The organism is Ihubacter massiliensis, assembly GCF_024125305.1.
In the GTDB taxonomy this organism is placed as follows: Bacteria; Bacillota; Clostridia; order Peptostreptococcales; family Anaerovoracaceae; genus Hominibacterium; species Hominibacterium faecale.
This window is the reverse complement of the sequence record NZ_JAMXVH010000001.1, coordinates 1,369,924-1,385,884: the sequence shown is the minus strand read 5'-3', so window position 1 is coordinate 1,385,884 and position 15,961 is coordinate 1,369,924. Positions and strand designations below refer to the sequence as shown.

Below are 15,961 nucleotides of genomic sequence, written 5' to 3'. Positions count from 1 at the left end.
TGGCGGTATGTATATGATCAGCGCCTGTTTATTGGGCGAAAACTGTAAATATAACGGCGGAAACAACCGCTGCCAGTGGGTGGTGGATTTTGCCAAAGCCCATTCGTATGTGCCGGTCTGCCCGGAAACCCAGGCCGGTCTTCCCGCGCCCCGTCCCCCTGCTGAGATCTGCGCGGATAAAGTCCTGGACAGTGAAGGAAAGGACTTGACAAAGGCATTTGCCCGGGGAGCGGAGGCGAGCTGGGAACTGGCCAAGAAGGCGGCCTCTGATGCCGGAGAGAACATTGAAGGGGCGATTCTCAAGGCCAAAAGCCCTTCTTGCGGAAGGGATCGGATTTACGACGGAACATTTTCTGACAGGCTCACGGCCGGGGACGGATACCTGGTACGCCTGCTGAAGAACCATCACATCGATGTTATTACGGAAAAGGAGAACCTAGAAGATGATTAATTACAAAGAAAAAATCGCGCAGCTTTTGAGCACAGCTGTGGAAGGTCTTACAACTGAAGAATTGCAGAATATGGTGGAAGTACCCGCAGATGGAAAGATGGGCGACTATGCCTTTCCGTGTTTTCGTCTGGCAAAGATTCTGCGTAAGGCTCCGCCTATGATCGCCAAGGATATCGCGCAAAAGATCAGCGATGATCCGATTTTCGCCAAAGTGGAGCCGGTGAACGCTTACGTCAATATGTTCCTTTCCAGAGACGTTTATGTGAAGGATACCCTGGGGGATGTGATTGAACAAGGCGATCATTATGGACGCAGCGACGCGGGACAGGGAAAAACGGTCATTGTCGAATATTCCTCTCCCAACATCGCCAAGCCTTTTCACATCGGCCATATCAGAAGTACGGTAATCGGAAATTCGATCTATAAAATTTACGATTTCCTGGGTTATGATACGGTACGGATCAACCACTTGGGTGACTATGGAACTCAGTTCGGTAAGATGATCTGTGCTTACAGAAGATGGGGAAATAAAGAAGACGTTATTAACGAGCCCATTAAAACCTTGCTGTCCTACTATACCAAATTCCATGTAGAAGTGGAAAACGATCCCAGCCTGGACCAGGAAGCGAGAGATATCTTCACCAGACTGGAAAAGGGCGAGCCGGAAGAAGTGGAATTGTGGCAGTGGTTCCGGGATGAAAGTCTGAAAGAATTTACCCGGGTATACGATATGCTGGGCATTGAATTTGATTCCTATGCGGGCGAGAGCTTTTATTCCGATAAGATGCCCCGTTTTGTCCAGGAGCTGAAGGACGCTAATCTTCTGAAAGAGTCAGAAGGCGCTCAGATCGTCGATCTGGAAGCGTACGGAATGTCGCCCGCGCTCATTACCAAATCCGACGGTTCCACCTTGTATATCACCAGAGATATCGCGGCAGCGGTTTATAGAAAAGAGCATTATGATTTCTATAAGAACATCTATGTGGTTGCTTCCCAGCAGAACCTGCATTTCCAGCAGTGGATTAAAATCGTAGAGCTTTTGGGCTACGATTGGGCCCATGACTGCGTGCATGTTCCTTTCGGCCTTGTTAGTCTGGAGGACGGAACCATGTCCACCAGAGAGGGCAGAGTGGTATTCCTGGAGGATGTGCTCAACCGGGCCGTGGAACAGACCAGAGAAATCATCAAGGAAAAGAATGTCAATACGGACAGCATCGAAGAGACGGCCAAGATGGTCGGAATCGGCGCCGTTATGTTCCAGGAGCTTTCCAATAACCGGATCAAAGATTACGTGTTCTCCTGGGATAAAGTTCTCAACTTCGAAGGCGAGACCGGTCCTTATGTCCAGTACACCCACGCCAGAGCTGCCAGCGTGCTGAGAAAAGCCGGCGATGAGGTGGTAAAAAAAGCCCGGACAGCGGACATCGATACCAGCTATATCACCGGCGACAGCGCTTACGACCTGGCCAGATTGATCTATGCTTTCCCGGCCGCAGTCAAAGAAGCGGGAGACAAATACGAACCTTCTATCGTAACCAGACATATTGTAAATATAGCGCAGGCTTTCAACCGTTTCTATCATGATGAACACGTTCTGGTGGACAATGAGGACGAAAAGATTGCCAAGGTAGCGCTGGTCATCGCGGCCAAGAACACCATTAAAAACGGGCTGGGGCTCTTGGGCATCCAGGCTCCGGAAAAAATGTAAGGAGAGCAGAGTTTCATGAGATATGAAGGAAATATATTCAGACCGCCAAGTGAAGCGTACAGCCTGATCGTCCAGGTGACCATCGGCTGTTCCCATAATAAGTGTACTTTTTGCAGTATGTACAAGGATAAAACATTCCGTGTGAGAAATCCGGAGGAAGTGTTGGAAGATTTGGATATGGCCCGCCAGCGGTATCGGCGGGTAGAACGAATTTTTCTCGCCGACGGCGATGCTCTTGCGCTGAGCAATGCCAAGCTGCTGCGCATTCTGAACCACATCCAGAAGCTGTTTCCGGAATGTGAACGGGTAAACGTATACGGATCGCCCAAGGATGTACTTCATAAAACGCCGGAGGAACTGCGGGAGCTTTATGAAAATGGTGTTAAGATCATTTATATCGGCGCCGAGTCCGGCAGCGACCAGGTGCTGAAAGATATCTGCAAGGGAGCGACGCGGGCAGAGATCATTGAAGCAGTGAGGAAGATCGAGGATTCGGGCATTAAGGCGTCTGTGACCTTTATTTCCGGCATGGGCGGCAGAGACGGCTGGGAGGATCATGCGGTGCAGACCGGGACCATGATCAGCCAGATGGAACCTTCCTATGTGGGGCTTCTGACCCTCATGGTAGAACCGGGCGTTCCTTTGGAAAAAGATATCCGTTCCGGCAAGTTCCAAGTGCTGACCGCTGAAGAAGTGGTGGCGGAAACGCTGCTGATGCTGAAAAACATCGATGTTAAGAGACGGTGCGTGTTCAGGAGCAACCATGCATCCAACTATGTGTCCCTGCGGGGAGATCTGCCGCAGGATAAAGAAAAGATGATTGGCCTTTTAAGACGGGCGATGAAGGATCACAATATGCTCAAGGATGAGCGTTTCAGAATGTTGTAGTGAAGGGAATTGCATGAAGGTACTGTTGACCACACTGAATTCAAAATATGTGCATTCCAATCTGGCCTTAAAATATCTGTACCTGGCGGGAAAACACGTCTGCGATGGTCTGGACATAAAGGAATATACCATCAACAACAGCAGAGATTATGTGTTTACCGAGCTGGTGACGGCGGATTACGATGCAGTCTGTTTTTCTTGCTATATCTGGAATATCGAAAAAATACTGGAGCTGGCGGCGGATCTGAAGAAGGCCCGCCCTCAAATCCAAATCCTTTTGGGCGGCCCGGAGGTCAGCTACGATGGGGAGCAGGTTTTGCGGGATAACCCGTTGGTGGACTTTGTTCTCACCGGTGAAGGGGAGGGTAGCTTTCCCCAGTGGTGCCGGGCGCTGGCAGGAGATGTTTCTTTTGATCAGGCTGCCGGTCTGGTGTATCGGAGCCATGGTCGGATTTATGCCAATCCCGTGGCAGAGCCGGTGAACCTTCTGCAGATTCCGTTCCCGTATGAGACGTTTCCCTGCGAGACGGACCGGGTGATTTACTATGAATCGTCGCGGGGCTGCCCCTTTGGGTGCAGCTACTGCATATCCTCGCTGGACAAGCGTATCCGCAGCCTGCCTGAGGAGCGGGTAAAAGCCGACTTGCGCTGTTTTCTCGACCAGAATGTAAAGCAGGTCAAGTTTTTGGACAGAACCTTCAATTGGGATAAGGCCCGGACTTTGGAGATCTTTCGATTTCTCATGGATCAGGACAACGGTGTGACCAATTTTCATTTTGAAATTTGTGCCGATCTGCTGGATGATGAGCTTTTTCTAGTGTTGGGCCAGGCCAGAGAAGGATTGTTTCAATTTGAGATTGGGATCCAGTCCACCAATGGGGATACCCTTTCAGCAGTCAGACGATCCAGCGATACGGCCGCAGTTCTAGCAAGCGTAGGCAGGCTGGTCTTGCTGGGAAACAGCCATATTCATGTGGATCTGATCGCGGGACTTCCCTATGAGGACTACCGGATTTTCCGAAAATCCTTCAATGATGTTTACGCACTGGGCGCAGACAACCTTCAGCTTGGATTTTTAAAGCTCTTAAAGGGAACCTCCATTCGGGCGGATGAGAAAAAATACGGATATGTCTATATGAGTAAAGCGCCTTATCAGATCATTTCCAATCAATTTCTTACAGCGGAGGAAGTGTGCAGGCTGAAACAAATTGAGACGGTTTTGGATCTTTACTATAATCGGGGCGGCTTTGCACATACGTTATCTGAGGCTGTTTCAGCGACCGCCGAAACGCCCTTTGATTTTTATGAAGCTCTCGCGGGTTACTATTATGCAGAGGGGTTTCAACACCGATCGCACAAAAAGGAAGACCTCTACCGAATTCTTTTCCAGTTCTTCGGCTCGATGGGGCGGGGAGAGCAGTTTCTTCCGCTGCTGGAACGGGATTTAAAGCAAACCATGAACTTTGATGCAGTTAAAAAATTTTTTAGAAAGGGATGGACAATCCTGTAGGTGGAACATATGGCAGAACAAAAGAAAAAAACGCTGGCCCAGACCATGGGCATTACAAGGACCGTAGTCAGAGATCCTTCTGAATCGGATATACAGCTGAGGGAGGACCGGATCGGCCGTTATTTTAAAAAGTACCTGAGCAAGTTTGTGTTCGACGAATTTTCTCCCAAATTTATTGAGGAATCCAAGGCCGGCGATCTGCTGAAGGGTGTGCCGATCCCGCTGCGGAAAAAGGATTTGAAAGCTTTTGACGGCGGAGAGGGTCTGCCCATGCTGGTCATTGCGGAAAATATGGCCTGGGTCATGGGCTGCGATCCCCATTTCAAGCATACCAAGGATTATGTGGCGATCCTCAGCCGGATTTATAATTATAAGCTGTACGAGGGCATGATGAAGGAAGGCCGCGACGCCGCAGAGCGGGGTGCGATGGATGATGCCTGCATCCATTTCCGGGCGGCTTTGTGTATGAAACCGGATTATCTTCACGCCATGTACAGTTATGCGCGGGCGTGCAGGGCCATGTACCAGGACAGCCGCAATGAAGAATATGTCGGACGCTTTAAAGCGGAGGCCCTGGATTTCTTCGAGCTTACCACTGAGACTCATCCGCGTTTTGCACAGGCCTATTATTATCTGGGATACGCTTACCTCAACATGGGCCTCTACATAAAAGCGGATTTGACCTGGGCAGAATTCCTGCGATTCAGCAAAAATGGACCTGATAAAAAGGAAATACGCAAGCGCAGACAGCAGCTGCAGGGGCCCATTCAGATTGAAAGCGGCTATAACGATGTTTTGGCAGGACGCTATGAAGAAGGCCGGGAAAAGCTGGAGCCTTTCTTAAACAGCCAATTCAACACTTGGTGGCCGCTCCATTATTATTTAGGAGTTGCCTATGAGATGACCGGGAAAAAGAGTCAGGCCATCGCCAGCTTTAAAAAGGTACTGACCATGAATGCCAGCCACATTGAAACCATGCAGGAGCTGGTGGATATTTACACCGAGTCGGGCGACCGTGAAAACCGGCGTAAATATGAAAAGAAGATTGAGCTGGTACAGAAAACGATTCAAGAAGATCAAAAAGCCTTTAAAGAGGAAATCGCCAAGGAAGATAAAGAGCTGCAGGAGCAGGAGCCTAAGGATCAGAAGCCGGAGTTCATTGAGGAAATCAAAGAACTTCCAATGGCAAGGGATTCCGGAAAGAAAAAGATTAAGCGATTGGATCGTAAGGATAGGTAGGGAGGAGACGCGAAGTGAGCGACCAAGAGACAAAGCCGGCCGGCAGGGGAAAAGTTATTGTTTATATTGTTATCCGGGTGCTGGTGATCGCGGTGATGATCGCGCAGATTTTCAACCATAATTGGGACAATGTGTTTACCTGTGCGTTAACGTTGATTCTGCTTTTGCTGCCGTCATTTTTATCGAGTAAGATGCATATTGTTTTGCCCAATACCCTTGAAATTATCATTATCTGCTTTATCTTTGCCGCCGAAATTCTGGGGGAAGTGCGGGAGTATTATGTGCTCTTTGACCGCTGGGATGATATGCTACATACGCTCAACGGCTTTCTGGCTGCGGCGATTGGTTTTGCCATGATCGATATCCTCAATCGTCATGAAAAGGTTTCTATGAATCTGTCGCCGGCTTTTGTGGCTATGGTAGCCTTTTGTTTCTCTATGACGATCGGCGTGCTGTGGGAGTTTTTTGAATGGTCTATGGATATGTTCTTTGGTAAAGATATGCAAAAAGACACCTGGCTGACCGCCTTTAATTCGGTAGCCTTGAATCCGGAGGGCGCCAATGTGCCGGTTCATGTGGATGTGGAAAGCGTAACGGTCAATGGCCAGGTCTGGGACAAATATCTGGATATCGGACTTTATGATACCATGCACGACTTGTTCGTAAACTTCCTGGGCGCAGTGACCTTCTCGATTTTCGGCTTGGTCTATATAAAGAATCGGGGCAAAGGGTTTGCTGCCAGATTTATACCGACTTTGAGGCAGGATAAGAAGGAACGGTCGTCCAAGTCCGCATAAAATGTGCGGCTGATTCTGCGGGTTTCTTACCGACTGATCTTTCGCAAAAGGGTAGGAACGCTGTCTTCGGCTTGACTGGCTGATCCGGGTTTTGGTGTTGCTATAAAAATATTGATTTTGCAGATTTTTGTATCTGTTTTCAACGGGTTCAAGCCTCATTTTCGCTGTTTTCAGGTGAAGCGGCCGTTTTCGTGTTCAAGCTGCTCGTGCTGGCGGCCCTGAGCCTGTATTTTGGATATAAAAAAAGAGTCTTTTTCGTTTCTTTGTTGTGTAAATGGCCAATTTTGAAATTTGACCAAAAACAACAGACTTTTTGGCTATGGTGGTGATGGGACATTTAGAAAAAATCACTTTGCTTTGGTGTTTTATGAATACTAGCAAGCGAAGTGGATAACCTAGTAAGGTCGGCAGTTTTCGGCGATCGAGGAAATTATACAAAAAGGTAAATTCATTTAAAAAATGTGTTGACACAAACCTATTTACTGTTGTATAATAATATCTGTCGCTGGAACGAGCGGAAAGATGTTCCAAGGTAGCTCAATGGTGGAGCAACCGGCTGTTAACCGGTAGGCTGTGGGTTCGAGCCCCACCCTTGGAGCCAATTTTGGAAGTTCCGATAAAGAAGGGCGAGAACCCGAGAGGGTAGAAATCTTCAGTGAAGATTTCTTCGCGGAACAGTGCGTAAGCACGGTGAAGCGTATTCAGCTTGCGAAGCAAGCGTGAGCCCCACCCTTGGAGCCAATTTTGGAAGTTCCGAAAGACGGCGAGAACCCGGCAGGGTGGAAGCCAAATGAAAGGCTTGCCGAAGTGGTGGAATTGGCAGACACGCGGGACTTAAAATCCCGTGATCCTTACCGATCGTACCGGTTCGACCCCGGTCTTCGGCACCAATTAATTTCATATCTGATATCGCGGGGTGGAGCAGTTGGTAGCTCGTCGGGCTCATAACCCGGAGGCCGCAGGTTCGAATCCTGTCCCCGCAACCAAGCATTCAATAATCGCACTTGCAAGAGTGCGATTTTTTAATGCATATGAATGAGAGGATTCGAACCACTGAAAAAGCACCACGGATGTGAAATCCTGTGCTTTCTGTATGGCACCTGCCGCAATTTGCCGTGCAAATTGGGCTAGGATGCGCATAAAAGGCACTGAAGCTGAGTGACGGCTTGACAATTCAGGATATTCCTATGCATCGATAAACATATAATAAGAAAATGCCTTTCGTGACAAGATGACGCACTTAGCGGATATGCGTTGAAAACTAACTACTTTTAGTGTTTCGACTCTCAAATGTTACTCCGCTTTGATTTGCAAATATTCATTTCTTATTGTATAATACACATAAATACTGCAATCATTTGTATGTATTGTATTTTTTTTGAGAGGGGTAAGAATGAAAAATAGAACTAAGGTCCTTTGGACAGAGAAAGCTGAGTTTCCGATCGGGTGGGGAATAAAAAAACACTCGCATGACTATTACCACTTGTTTTATATTGTGGAAGGCAATGGTTCGTTTATCATTCATGAACAAGTTTTCGATGCTAAGCCTGATTTGTGCTATATCATACCTCCCGGAGTTCCCCATGAACTGGAGAAGGTAAAAGATAATACGCTGATATCGTATGAAATCAAGTTTTTGATTCATGATGAGGATATTGTGAAACATTTGAATTTAGAAACGCCGCAGTTTGTGGGAGATGAATTTTTTCGCAGTATCATACCCAGCATTGTGGCCAATGGAAGATCGAAAGACAGCTACTATATAAGAAATACTGACGCCTTCTTATGCTCGCTGCTCGTCCACATTGCGAATAAAAATGACGTGGAAGAGGCTCCCAATTCAGAGCTTATAGATACTGCAGGCTTTCACAAAATTACAATTAAAGCTATCGATTTTATCGAGCAGCAATATATGAAACGCATCTATCTGGACGATGTGGCGGACCATGTGGGATACAACCGGAATTATCTTTGCTCACTGTTTAAGAAGGACACAGATATCACCATAATTGACTACTTGAATTATGTTCGCATTCGAAAAGCTTGCGAGTATATTGTCTATAGCGATATAGACATGAACCGAATCTGTTACCGTGTAGGCTTTACAAACCCAAATCATTTCAACAGAACCTTTAAAAAATTTGTTGGACTTCCCCCTACCGTATTTAGTAAGCTGCACCCGTTCGATATAAACGACGACAATGATTCGGTTGATTCTACATTAAACAAACAACTTTTGACGATTCCGGAAGCACTAAAAACGCTTAATCAAACGAATGAATGAGCATTAAAAAAGGGTGAATCCTCTGAAATGGGATTTCACCCTTTAAAGTCACTTAAAAATACTGTTCACTTTTACAAAAGCACCTGTGTTACAGCCGGAATATATGTTGTCAGAAGCAGTGCTATGCATAACACTCCGACAAATAAAAATGCGGTTTTAAACATACGATCCACCTTTACGCCTGAAATTGCGGAGGCAACGAATAAGGTTGTACCATACGGCGGTGTAACAAAGCCAATGCCAAGATTCATCGCCATAATAACGCCGAACTGTACAGGACCAACCCCCAGCTGAACCACTAACGGCAAAAATATAGGAGCTATAATGATGATTGCCGGTATAATGTCGATTACCATACCAACGAGCAATAATATGACATTAATCATAAGCAGGATGACGATTTTATTTGTAGTAATACCGGTAATAGCATCTACGATTACATCGGGAATGCGTTCAACTGTTATAAACTTGCACATTGCTCCCGAAAAGCCCATGATAAAACTCGTTACACCATTGAGAATTGCGGTTTTATACAGCGCATCCGCCAGTTTCTTCAGCGTAAGCTGCTTATAGACAAACGCGCCTATTATAATCGAATAAACAACAGCAACTACCGCTGATTCCGTAGGTGTGAACACGCCGGTATAGATTCCGCCCAATATGATAACCGGTGCGAGCAGCGCCCAAATGCCATTTTTTAAAGAGATCGCTATATTTTTAATAGACGGCCTTGTATCGCTGCCTCCATAGTGATTTTTTTTCGAAACAATAAAACAGGTAATCATCAGCGCTAATGCCATCAACAATCCCGGGATGATTCCGGCAATAAACAAATCCCCAATACTAGTGCTGGTTACAACCCCGTATATGACAAAGGGGATGCTGGGAGGGATGATGATTCCGATCGAACCTGCTGCTGCTAATAGCGTACTGCTGAATACGCGATCATATTTCTTTTCTTCCATCGCAGGAATTAAAAGCGAACCTACGGCTGATGTCGTAGCATTTCCTGATCCAGTAATGGCTCCAAAAAAAGTGCTGGTCAGTATTGCAACAATCCCTAAGCCGCCTGTTACAAATCCCACAATGGCATCTGCAATATCAACAAGACGTTTTGCAATGCCTCCCTCGCTCATAATTACTCCGGCAAATATGAAAAAGGGTACCGCAAGCAATACAAATGAATTTAACCCTGTAAAGGCATTTTGCGGAACAATAGAAACCGATATATCGGAGAAGAAAACAAATGTGACAATCGAAGAAAAACCGATTGCGTATCCAATTGGCATGCCGATAAAGATCATTACCATCATCACGCCAAACATCACCATCATGCCAGTCATGCTGTTTCTCCTCCTTTCACTATATCATGGATATTCATATAAATGACGCCTATTAATCTGGCGCATACAAGCACAGAGCTAATAGGCAGACAAAGGTAAACGATCCACATGGGAATACCGGTCGCCGCAGCGACAACGGCCGAATTCATCTGTGTGGTGATCGGTTCCATCCCATAGACCAATATGATGAAGCTTGTAACCATCCACGCGATATTTCCGACAAGTTCCATAAATTTTTGTGCATGTATAAACCCTTTCTTTTTCAGAATATCCAAGACAATTGTAATCTGAATATGCTCATGATTCACCATTCCTGCACTAACACCAATCCATGAAATCCACACAAAAATAAACTTACCGATTTCTTCCGACCAAAACAACGAATTCCCAAATACATATCTCGTTACTACTTGCGCAAAAATGATAACAACCATCAATGCCATCATTATGATCAGAAACCATTTTTCAATGTTGTTATAGATATTTATGTATTTCCTTAATGTGTTCATGCAGCCCTCCTTCTAAAATATTAGAAAAGCCAGCGTCTCATCTATGCTTGACATGAATATTTGACACTGGCTTTGCGATATGCCGTTTAGAGTCCTAACAATTCATAAAGCTTTTTATCTACTTTATCGCTGTACGCATCATATACACTCTTACTGGCGTCCTTGAACGTCTTAACATCCGACTTGGAAAGCTCTGTTTTTTTAACGCCTGCTTGATCGAGCACGCCAAACGATTCTTTTTCCGCATCTTGAATCAGATTTCTTTCTTCTTGCTTGTATGCCTTCTGGCTGGCATCAAGGATGATCTGCTGCTGTTCCTCAGTCAACGAATGAAAGAAATCTTCATTGATTACACTAACAAGAACCATGGCCTTATGGTTGCTGATGGTATAATATTTGCCTAATTCCTGAAATTTATTGCTTACCATGGCAAGCGGAGATGTATCAACGCCGTCAATTGTACCTTGCTGAAGCGCAGTGTACACTTCGCTCATTCCCATCGGGGTGGCCGTTGATCCCCAGGCATTATAAATCGTCGTATTCATCTGACTATCCATGGTCCTGATTTTGAGGCCGGCCATATCAGATACCTTCGTTATAGGTTTTTTAACATTGAGAACAATATTAAAGGAGCCATCTGCGAAATCGAGGCATTTTATCTTTGATTTTTCAGAAAGGCCATCGCTGAGAAGTTTACCGTATTCACCATCAACCATACTATACATAGTTTCTCTATCTTCGAATACATACGGTAAGTCGATCGAATACCAGTTCGGGTCATATGCTGCCATATACGCCGCTGATATTGTTCCCATTTCAAGGTTACCCATGTTTATGGATTCAGCGATTTCCTTTTCGTCGCCCATAGCCGAATCGCTGTAATATTCAACCTGCATTGTCCCGCCTGAATTTTCCTCAACTTCTTTCTCGAAAATTTCCGTAGCTTTTGAGATTGGCACGTCCTTCGTTTCATCTGAAGCAAGTCTAATTGTGATCGTGTCTCCGGAAGCAGTTTTTTCTGAAGAATCCTCACCGCATCCGGTAAAGACAAAGATGCTGCTTACCAAACACAGCGCGGTTATCATAGCCATTAACACTTTCTTTTTCATAATTTTCTTCCTCCTAAGTATGATTACTTTTACTGAAGCAAATAAATGAGTTTGAGACGCAATGTCTTTCATCACGATCTCCGTTATTTGTTCTATATTAGCATATTTTAATATAAGTGTAAAGCGCGATGCATGATTTCTATTGGTGATTTTAATAAAGTAATTACTTTTTTTCGGAAATATTGTGCTATTTTAAACAAATAATGAATAATGTTTATCATATTTTATTTATTTTCGAATAGCGCTCGCTGAGGCGTCACACTTAATAAATGTGCATATTTTCATTTTTTGACTTGAATTTCGTATTTTTGCGTGATATGATCTACCTGTAAATATTCTGTTGTAGTGAAAGGATGTGATGGTATGATGGCAAATTCAGAAAATAAAGAGCTTCGCAGATTGGCAGCAGATATACGGATCAAGGCTTTATATTGCATGGCTGGGGCCGGGGGCGGCCATGTAGGCGGTGCAATGTCAATTTGTGATGTCTTATCCGTATTGTATGGAAAAATAATGAAATATGATTCGGATAGACCTGATTGGGAAGATAGGGACAGGTTAGTGGTTTCGAAAGGACATAGCGGCCCAGCGGTGTATGCAGCCCTCGCATTGAGCGGTTTTTTTTCAATGACATGGCTCGACACGCTCAATCAGGGAGGAACAAATTTGCCAAGTCACTGCGACAGGATCCGGACGCCGGGTATTGACATGTCCACGGGTTCCCTTGGACAGGGAATTTCCGTAGCCTGCGGAATGGCAGCCGCATTGAGAAAGGAAGAAAGTTCATCAAGGGTCTATACCATATTAGGTGATGGAGAACTCCAAGAAGGACAAGTATGGGAAGCTTTTCAGTTCCTCGCGCATCAAAAACTGAATAATATGACCGTATATATAGATAACAACAAGAAACAGTTAGATGGTTTTCTTGATGAGGTATGCGAACCATTTGATCTTCAGAAAAAGGTTGAGGGGTTTGGACTGAAATGCAAAACAGTAAAAGGGTATGATGTTGATGAAGTTCTTCAAGCCACGCAAGAAAGCATGAAGGAAGGCGGACCAAGGGTGATTATCCTTGATACGGTGAAGGGAATCGGATGCAGCTTTGCGGAAGAAGCGCAAGCAAACCACCATATGAGTTTTACAAAGGAAGATGCAGAGCGGGCCGAGGCCGAAATCAATCGCAGATATGAAGCGGGAATCGTGAAAAAGGAGGCGGCTTATGAATAAGGTGCTTAGCTTGGCGGACTATTCTGCCATGAGTGATAGGGAAATGAGAGAGGCATATTCGGATACAATGCTTGAACTTGGGGCGGCCAACAAAAACATTATGGTACTGGATGTTGACTGCAGCAGATCGATGGCATCCGGAGCCTTTAAAAAGGCTTATCCTGAGCAATATATGAATATAGGGATACAGGAAGCAAATGCCGTAGGGGTTGCAGCCGGATTGTCAGCCGAAAAACAAATTCCGTTTTTAAATGCGTTCGGCGTTTTTGCCACAAGAAGAGTTTTTGACCAAGTCTTTTTATCATGCGGATATGCAAAATTAAATGTAAAAATCATAGGCTGGGATGCAGGAATCGGTGCAGAAGCAAATGGAGGGACTCATATGCCGTTTGAGGATATGGGGATCATGAGAAGTATTCCTGAAATGATTGTCGTTGAGCCTGCAGATCCGGCGGCGTTAAAACAAATACTGGTAAAATGCGCCGAGCTTTATGGAAATGTATATATAAGAAGCATGCGTAAACAGGTACCATGTGTTTACCATGATGACCTTACCCTGGAGATCGGAAAAGCAAATTTGCTGAAACAGGGAGAGGATTTGACAATTATTGCGTGCGGCTTGATGGTGTCGGAAGCGCTGAAAGCGGCTGATGTGCTAAAAAGTTACGGAGTAAATGCACGCGTGGTAGACATGTTTACGATTAAACCCCTTGACGAAGAAGCTGTCATAAAATGCGCCAAGGAAACAGGAGCGATTGTGGTCGCAGAAAATCATAGAAGCGTTAACGGTCTGTACAGCGCAGTCTCTGATTGCGCATCAGCCAACTGTCCTTGCCCGATTGAAGCCGTTGGCGTCGATGATATATTTGGTGAGGTTGGAAAAAAAGATTATCTTATGGAGAGATTTGGACTTACGTTCAGGGAAATATCAGATAAAGCATTAAATGTTCTGAAGAGAAAGGAAAAATAAATGTTTACCAAACAGGAAATGATCGATCGGGCAAAAGCAGTAATGCCGGGCGGGGTTAATTCGTCCATACGCAACATAGAACCGTTTATGATGTGGAAAGAAGGCGACGGCGCATATCTCTGGGATTGGGACGGAAAAAAATATGTCGATTACAATGGATGCTGGGGACCATATATTCTTGGATATAACAGTCCTGTTGTAAAGAATGCGGTGATAGAGTCAATTGACAGGCATGACCAGTATGGCGTCGGAGTTACAGAACTTGAAATAGAATTAGCCGAACGTATTTGCAAGCATGTCCCATGTGCTGACAAAGCGCTTGCATGCAGTTCGGGTTCAGAGGCTACCTATCATGCGATCCGAGCTGCAAGAGCCTTCACAGGACGTGAAAAGGTCATAAAGTTTCAAGGGTGTTTCCATGGGTGGCATGATTATGTTTTAAGAAACTGCTATACCCCGGCTGATATGCTTTATAAACGCAATCCAAATTCAGCGGGAATGTTTGATGCTGCGGTTGACGCTACGTTAGTATGCAGGCTGAATGATCTGGAAAATGTGGAACGAACGATGAACCGTAATAAAGGTGAGGTCGCGGCGCTGATCGTCGAGCCGATCGCCCATAATCTGGGGTGTGTAAAGCTATCGGATGAGTTTCTTAAGGGACTTAGGAGACTTTGCGATGAGCATGGCATTGTACTTATTTTCGATGAAGTCATTACAGGTTTCAGAGTTGGACTTGGCGGATATCAAGGTATATGCGGAGTGATTCCGGATTTAACAACAATGGGAAAAGCCCTTGGAAGCGGATACCCAATCGCTTTCATTATGGGACGGGATGAAATCATGAATACATTCAGTACCAATTCTGAGGGCAATGTAAGCTTTCAAGGAACGACAAACGGCCATCCGGCCTGTGTGGCGGCAGCGATTGCGACGATTGATTTTTTGGAAAAAGAGCCTGTATTTGATTCTATCTTTGAGTTGGGCGACTATTTTCGCAAGAATATGCAGTGGCTCTTTGATCAGTATGAGCAGGGAGTGTCTGTCATAGGCTATGGTTCCATTTCCGTGCCGATATGGGCAGAAGGGCCTTTTAACAACCATGAAGACATTTTGCGCGGCGATGCTGAAAAGTCAATCGCGTTCCGAAAAGCAATGATCGAAAGAGGGCATTATTGGGCCCCTGCAGAGCCAAAGAGACTTACAATTTCCTACGCCCATAAAAAGGAAGATATCGACAGCACGTTAGAAGCTATGGAATATGTGCTGAAAGAGGAGGGTAATACATGAAAAAAATCGGAATCTTAACCAGTGGCGGAGATGCCCCTGGCATGAATTCTGTAATCCATACGGTTGTACACTGCGCAATGACATACGGTATGGAGGTAATGGGAATTGAGCGCGGATACAGTGGACTAATTAATGATGAAATGAAGTTGATGAGTTACAAATCCGTTGAAGATATCATGCAGCGAGGCGGTACGGTTCTTAAGACTGCCAGATGTGAAGAGTTTCTTACGGCTGAAGGAAGGCAAGCCGCTTTGAAAAATTTGCGGCTTCATGGAATGGATTCCTTAATTATATGCGGCGGCGACGGATCCTTTCATGGCGCTTTGGAATTGAAAAAACTTGGTATAAACGTCATATGCATTCCCTGTACAATCGACAATGATATGGGATATACGGATTATGCGATCGGTTTTGATACGGCCGTGGGAACAGTTCTCGATGCAGTCAGCAAAATACAGGATACGGCAAGTTCACACGACAGAACAACGATTGTAGAAGTTATGGGGAGGAATTGTGGTCAAGCAATCGGAATACAGAAAGATACGGTGATAAGCATGGATTTACAGGATGCGGTGGAAATGCCGGCAATATGCAATTTGGAATTGATTGAATTAGCGGATTTTCTTTCAAAGTAAG

At 45.2% G+C, this 15,961-nt stretch carries 13 protein-coding genes, 3 tRNA genes and 1 pseudogene; 14 read left to right on the top strand and 3 right to left on the bottom strand.

Annotated elements, in window-relative coordinates:
- The first annotated feature begins 7 nt into the window (after positions 1-7).
- The 10 genes from NIA71_RS06395 to NIA71_RS06350 all read left to right on the top strand — a co-directional run bounded on the left by NIA71_RS06395 (position 8) and on the right by NIA71_RS06350 (position 8,877).
- A complete protein-coding gene (locus NIA71_RS06395) occupies positions 8-451 on the top strand; it encodes a DUF523 domain-containing protein (RefSeq protein WP_253019961.1) in 444 nt (147 codons plus the stop codon).
- Positions 444-2,159 carry an arginine--tRNA ligase gene (gene argS / locus NIA71_RS06390; protein ID WP_148396332.1) on the top strand — a complete coding sequence of 572 codons (1,716 nt, stop codon included), beginning with the start codon at positions 444-446 and terminating at the stop codon, positions 2,157-2,159. The genes NIA71_RS06395 and argS overlap by 8 nt, the downstream gene beginning before the upstream one ends.
- Positions 2,160-2,174: 15 nt before the next feature.
- The gene (locus tag NIA71_RS06385) at positions 2,175-3,047 is read left to right on the top strand and encodes a radical SAM protein (RefSeq protein ID WP_148396333.1); all 873 of its coding nucleotides are present in this window, start codon (positions 2,175-2,177) and stop codon (positions 3,045-3,047) included.
- A gap of 13 nt (positions 3,048-3,060) precedes the next feature.
- Positions 3,061-4,557, top strand: coding sequence for a B12-binding domain-containing radical SAM protein (locus NIA71_RS06380; RefSeq protein ID WP_253019960.1), 1,497 nt, complete (start codon positions 3,061-3,063; stop codon positions 4,555-4,557).
- 9 nt (positions 4,558-4,566) lie between these two features.
- Positions 4,567-5,796: a hypothetical protein gene (locus NIA71_RS06375; RefSeq protein ID WP_148396335.1), complete on the top strand. Its 1,230-nt coding sequence runs from the start codon at positions 4,567-4,569 to the stop codon at positions 5,794-5,796.
- A gap of 14 nt (positions 5,797-5,810) precedes the next feature.
- Positions 5,811-6,593: a DUF2238 domain-containing protein gene (locus NIA71_RS06370; protein WP_148396336.1), complete on the top strand. Its 783-nt coding sequence runs from the start codon at positions 5,811-5,813 to the stop codon at positions 6,591-6,593.
- A 526-nt stretch (positions 6,594-7,119) separates the two neighbouring features.
- A tRNA-Asn gene (locus NIA71_RS06365) sits at positions 7,120-7,194 on the top strand.
- 200 nt (positions 7,195-7,394) lie between these two features.
- Positions 7,395-7,483: transfer RNA gene (locus NIA71_RS06360), tRNA-Leu, on the top strand.
- A 20-nt stretch (positions 7,484-7,503) separates the two neighbouring features.
- Positions 7,504-7,579, top strand: a tRNA-Met gene (locus NIA71_RS06355).
- Between the two features lie 407 nt (positions 7,580-7,986).
- The gene (locus NIA71_RS06350) at positions 7,987-8,877 is read left to right on the top strand and encodes a helix-turn-helix domain-containing protein (protein WP_148396337.1); all 891 of its coding nucleotides are present in this window, start codon (positions 7,987-7,989) and stop codon (positions 8,875-8,877) included.
- Positions 8,878-8,948: 71 nt separating this feature from the next.
- Here NIA71_RS06350 and NIA71_RS06345 read toward each other — a convergent pair whose 3' ends face one another.
- The 3 genes from NIA71_RS06345 to NIA71_RS06335 form a co-directional block, all read right to left on the bottom strand.
- A complete protein-coding gene (locus tag NIA71_RS06345; RefSeq protein ID WP_253019959.1) occupies positions 8,949-10,220 on the bottom strand; it encodes a TRAP transporter large permease in 1,272 nt (423 codons plus the stop codon).
- Complete coding sequence (locus NIA71_RS06340) at positions 10,217-10,729, bottom strand: TRAP transporter small permease (protein ID WP_253019958.1); 513 nt, start codon at positions 10,727-10,729, stop codon at positions 10,217-10,219. Before NIA71_RS06340 ends, NIA71_RS06345 begins: the two co-directional genes overlap by 4 nt.
- A gap of 86 nt (positions 10,730-10,815) precedes the next feature.
- Positions 10,816-11,910 carry a TRAP transporter substrate-binding protein gene (locus NIA71_RS06335; protein WP_148396339.1) on the bottom strand — a complete coding sequence of 365 codons (1,095 nt, stop codon included), beginning with the start codon at positions 11,908-11,910 and terminating at the stop codon, positions 10,816-10,818.
- A 291-nt stretch (positions 11,911-12,201) separates the two neighbouring features.
- Between NIA71_RS06335 and NIA71_RS06330 the strand changes: the two genes are divergently transcribed.
- The 4 genes and pseudogenes from NIA71_RS06330 to NIA71_RS06315 form a co-directional block, all read left to right on the top strand.
- Positions 12,202-13,065 (top strand): transketolase, encoded by an 864-nt coding sequence (locus tag NIA71_RS06330; RefSeq protein ID WP_253019957.1) that lies wholly within the window; start codon positions 12,202-12,204, stop codon positions 13,063-13,065.
- A complete protein-coding gene (locus NIA71_RS06325) occupies positions 13,058-14,035 on the top strand; it encodes a transketolase family protein (protein WP_253019956.1) in 978 nt (325 codons plus the stop codon). Before NIA71_RS06330 ends, NIA71_RS06325 begins: the two co-directional genes overlap by 8 nt.
- The gene (locus NIA71_RS06320) at positions 14,036-15,325 is read left to right on the top strand and encodes an aspartate aminotransferase family protein (protein WP_253019955.1); all 1,290 of its coding nucleotides are present in this window, start codon (positions 14,036-14,038) and stop codon (positions 15,323-15,325) included.
- A pseudogene (locus NIA71_RS06315) lies at positions 15,322-15,843 on the top strand (ATP-dependent 6-phosphofructokinase); the annotation flags it as partial. The gene NIA71_RS06320 and the pseudogene NIA71_RS06315, both read left to right, overlap by 4 nt.
- Between the last annotated feature and the right edge of the window lie 118 nt (positions 15,844-15,961).